This is a genomic window from Candidatus Contendobacter odensis Run_B_J11 (assembly GCF_000531125.1).
In the GTDB taxonomy this organism is placed as follows: domain Bacteria; phylum Pseudomonadota; class Gammaproteobacteria; order Competibacterales; family Competibacteraceae; genus Contendibacter; species Contendibacter odensensis.
The window spans coordinates 1-4,420 of sequence record NZ_CBTK010000191.1; the positions used below are offsets into that span (position 1 = coordinate 1).

General features: G+C 58.7%; 3 protein-coding genes. 1 reads left to right on the forward strand and 2 read right to left on the reverse strand.

Going from position 1 to position 4,420, the window contains the following annotated elements; translation table 11 throughout:
* Positions 1-81 precede the first annotated feature (81 nt).
* Positions 82-1,062 carry a signal peptide peptidase SppA gene (gene sppA, locus BN874_RS11830; RefSeq protein ID WP_034433551.1) on the reverse strand — a complete coding sequence of 327 codons (981 nt, stop codon included), beginning with the start codon at positions 1,060-1,062 and terminating at the stop codon, positions 82-84.
* A gap of 15 nt (positions 1,063-1,077) precedes the next feature.
* Positions 1,078-2,046 carry an RluA family pseudouridine synthase gene (locus BN874_RS11835; protein ID WP_034433553.1) on the reverse strand — a complete coding sequence of 323 codons (969 nt, stop codon included), beginning with the start codon at positions 2,044-2,046 and terminating at the stop codon, positions 1,078-1,080.
* A 356-nt stretch (positions 2,047-2,402) separates the two neighbouring features.
* Here BN874_RS11835 and BN874_RS11840 point away from each other — a divergent pair.
* Positions 2,403-4,420, forward strand: a 2,018-nt coding sequence (locus tag BN874_RS11840; protein WP_081756347.1) for an Rne/Rng family ribonuclease, incomplete at its 3' end; no start/stop codon positions are given.

The window sequence follows — 4,420 nt, forward strand, 5'->3', positions numbered from 1 at the left end:
GATGGCCGCTTGAAAGAGGTCGCCTGCTGTTATCAAAAAACCCGTTATTGCAACGGGTTTTTGATGATGGGTCCTTACCCGCTACCGCCACTGGGGCATTCCCTCCTGCCCCAGCACCCTCATTAGCACTGCGCCCATGCTGGCTTCTGCGCCATCGAACAGGCGATCCACCCACCGGGTGCGCTTGGTGTAATCCAGCAGGTTCTTCTCACCAATGATCTCCTCGGCCACATAACGGGTGCTGCCCAGCGCATCCACCAGTCCTAGCCCGACGCCCTGTTCGCCGGTCCACATCAGGCCACTGAACAGATCCGGATTCTCTTTCAGTCGCTCGCCCCGTCCCTGCTTGACCGCAGTAATAAATTGCTGGTGAATTGCGTCCAGCATTCCTTGCAAATGTTGAACTTCTGCGGGATTGACCGGCTTGAACGGATCGAGGAAATCCTTGTTGTTCCCTGCGGTATAGGCTCGCCGCTCAATGCCCAGCTTGGCAATCGCGTCGGTGAAGCCGAAACTGTCCAGCCGTACTCCAATAGAGCCGACGATACTGGCTTTATTAGCGTAGATGTTCTGTGCTGCTGCCGCAATGTAATAGCCGCCCGAAGCACAGACATCGCTGGTCACCGCATGAATGGGCATTTTGGGATACTGCTGGCGCAGGCGCTGAATCTCGTCGTAAATCTCGCCGGCCTGAACCGGACTGCCGCCGGGACTGTTAATTTCCATGATCACCCCGACCGTTTTTTCATCCTTGAACGCCTTGCGCAGCGCCTCGATCACGTTTTTGGCACTGGCCTCGGTGCTGCTGGCAATCAACCCTTCAACTCGAACCAGCGCCGTATGCCGCTTGGTGCTGGCGGTAGTAGTGCCAAGGCTGTCCGGCCAAACCAGTACCAGTAATGTCACCAGATAGGTGAAAAACAGCAGCTTGAAGAAGATTCCCCAGCGCCGAGCCCGTCTCTGCTCGGTCACGGCCGCCAGCGCCAGCTTACCCAGCACATCCCGCGCCCAACGCTCATCGTCGGGCAACTTTGGGTTCAGATTTGTGTTTGCTTCAGTCATCGTCTTTATTCTCGCTCAATCCCGGCGGTGACCCGCCGGTTGAAGATGATCCAACACTGCTCTCAATTCGGCATCCAGTGGCGCGCTGACTGCAATATCTCGCCCACCCAGCGGCAAATTCAGACTGTGGGCGTGCAGGAACAGCCGGCGCAGACCGTATTGATCCGCCATCATCCGGTTAAACCCGGCATCGCCATATTTATCATCACCGGCCAGCGGATGATCAAGATGGGCGGCGTGGACCCGAATCTGATGGGTGCGACCGGTGGCAATCCGCACTTCCAGCAGCGAGGCGGGTTTGAACAGACTGACCGGATTGAAACGGGTCTGAGCCGGTTTGCCATCATCCATGACTTCCACCATCCGCTCACCGCCGCGCAACAGGTTACGGCGCAAAGGCAGGTTCACCTCACGTGGCCCGTGGTTCCAGTAGTCGCGCACCAGCGCCAGATAGCGTTTTTCCACTTGCCCAATACGGAAGGCGTCCTGAATCAGCCGCAACACTACCGCCGTCTTCGCCAGCGCCAGACAGCCGCTGGTGTCCCGGTCCAGCCGGTGCGCCAGTTCCAGAAACGGCTCATTCGGGCGCAGCGCCCGCAGTGCTTCGATTACGCCGTAGTCAACACCGCTGCCCTTATGCACCGCCAGCCCGGCAGGCTTATTGAGAATAAGCAGCTCGCGATCCTCATACAGCACGGCCGCCCGCAATTGTTCCGCCAGTCCCGGCGAGGGTCGCAACGGTTGCTCTTGCCGCTCGTTCAGCCGTACCGGTGGAATGCGCAGCACATCACCGGTCTGCAACCGGCGATCCGGCTGAACCCGCCCCCCATTCAGCCGCACCTCGCCTTTACGCACAATGCGATAAATCAGGCTTTTGGGCGCACCCTTGAGTTCACGCAGCAGAAAATTGTCAAGGCGTTGGCCGGCGTAATTGGAAGCAATTTCCAGATGACGCACCCCGCCGGAAGCAATGGAATCGGGCATTGTTTGAAGCATGTCCGTCAGGCTGTTATAGTTGTGAGCGTTGTCGCCGATTGGCCCAAGAGGCTGGCGAAACTGGATAAATACACCATATCGGTTTTCGTACCCGCACGCCAGCGAATCGGCGGGCGGGGTTGTTTCAACGGGTTTGTCCGCTGCTCGACCCCTACCTTTCCTGAGCAGCTCTTGACCGCGCTCCCAGCCGACTGGTCACGCTTTCCGTGGCGTATTTTGGGTTTGCCTGACGTTCTGGATATCCATCCTCCGGGCTATTCCTCTTCCCGGTGACGCCCCGGCGACAACCACCGCGTCACCGTCGGTGATGGTTGAGCGCAGGGAACTTCATTATTGTGAAACGCATGCTGATTAACGCCACTCAGCAGGAGGAGTTGCGTGTGGCCCTCGTAGAGGGTCAGAGACTCTACGATCTCGATATCGAAACTCCATCGCGGGAGCAGAAAAAATCCAATATTTACAAAGGCCGCATTACCCGGATCGAACCGGGACTGGAAGCGGCGTTTGTGGAATATGGCGCCGACCGACATGGTTTCCTGCCGTTCAAGGAAATTAACCGCAGCTACTTTGATCCTCATGCCGCTGAGGGCGGTCGTCCCAGCATCCGCGAGGCGATCCGCGAAGGCCAGGAAATCATGGTGCAGGTGGAAAAAGAGGAGCGCGGCAACAAAGGCGCGGCGCTCACCACCTTTATCAGCCTGGCCGGTCGCTATCTGGTACTGATGCCGAATAATCCGCGGGCGGGCGGGGTCTCCCGGCGGATCGAAGGCGATGATCGCCAGGAAATCCGCGAAGTCATGAGCAGCCTCGATATTCCCGATGGCATGGGTCTGATCGTGCGCACCGCCGGGGTAGGCCGCTCGCAGGAGGAATTGCAGTGGGACATGGACTACCTGCTACATCTGTGGAAAGCCATTGAGACCGCCGCACCCCAGAAAAAAGCGCCATTCCTGATCTATCAGGAAAGCAACATCATCATCCGCGCCTTGCGGGATTATCTGCGCGCCGACATCGGTGAAATCCTGGTGGACAACCCCGCCGTTCACCGCCAGGCGCAGGATTTCATGCAGCAGGTGATGCCGCATAACCTGAACAAGCTCAAGCTGTATCAGGACAATGTCCCGCTGTTTACCCGTTTCCAGATCGAATCCCAGATCGAAACCGCCTATCAGCGTGAAGTCAGCCTGCCGTCCGGCGGTGGCATCGTCATTGACTACACTGAGGCGCTGGTTTCGGTTGACATCAATTCGGCCCGCTCCACCAAAGGTAGCGACATCGAGGAAACAGCGCTCACTACGAACCTGGAAGCCGCCGATGAGGTGGCTCGGCAGTTGCGGCTACGTGACCTGGGCGGGCTGGTGGTCATTGACTTCATCGACATGAACGCCGCCCGCAATCAGCGCGAAGTCGAAACCCGGTTGCGCGAGGCGCTGAAAATGGATCGGGCACGGGTCCAGGTGGGACGCATCTCCCGCTTCGGCCTGCTGGAAATGTCGCGGCAACGGCTCAGCCCGTCGCTGGACGAAGCCAGCCACATCATCTGCCCGCGCTGCAACGGGCAGGGCACCATCCGCAACATTGACTCACTGGCATTGAGCGTGTTGCGGCTGATTCAGGAAGAGGCGATGAAGGACAAGACCGGGCGGGTCGTGGTGCAGTTGCCGGTCAAGGTCGCCACCTTTTTGCTCAACGAGAAGCGCGAAGCGATCCGCGCTATCGAACAGCGCCATCGGGTCGGCGTTCTGCTGATTCCGAACGAATCGCTGGATACACCGCACTTCAAGCTGAGCCGGCTACGTGTGGACGAGATGTCGGAAGATCAGTTGCGTTCCTACACCCTGGCTGAGGACTACGAGGAACAGATTGAGGTTAAAACCAGCACAGTGCGGGGTACCGACGAAGAGCCAGTGGTCAAAAGCGTCTCCCCGTCCAGTCCGGCACCTACTCCGCCAACGCCAACTCTCAGGCCCGAAGTCAATCCCGGCTTTTTCGGCTGGCTATGGGGCAATCTGTTCGGGCAACCGCCACCGCCGCAACAGCCCAAGGACGAGCGACCCGCTCAAACCGGAACGCGACCGGCCAAACCCGATCGGCATCGTCGCGACCGGCCTGGGCGGCGACCTGATTCGGAACCGGCAGCAGAACCGACCGCTAAAATCGTCGCTGTGACGCTTATTCCGCCAGTCAAAGACTCTGAGCCTGAACCTAAGCCTAAACCGGTGATTGAACCGGTCATCGCTCCAGTTGAAGAGACTGTGGGAGTCGTTGTCGCTGCCGAGACCGAAGATGAAAGCGCCGATCTCCGGCCAGGTTCCGCAGAGAGATCGGAAGAGCGTCGTGTAGGGAAAGAGTGTAGATCTCG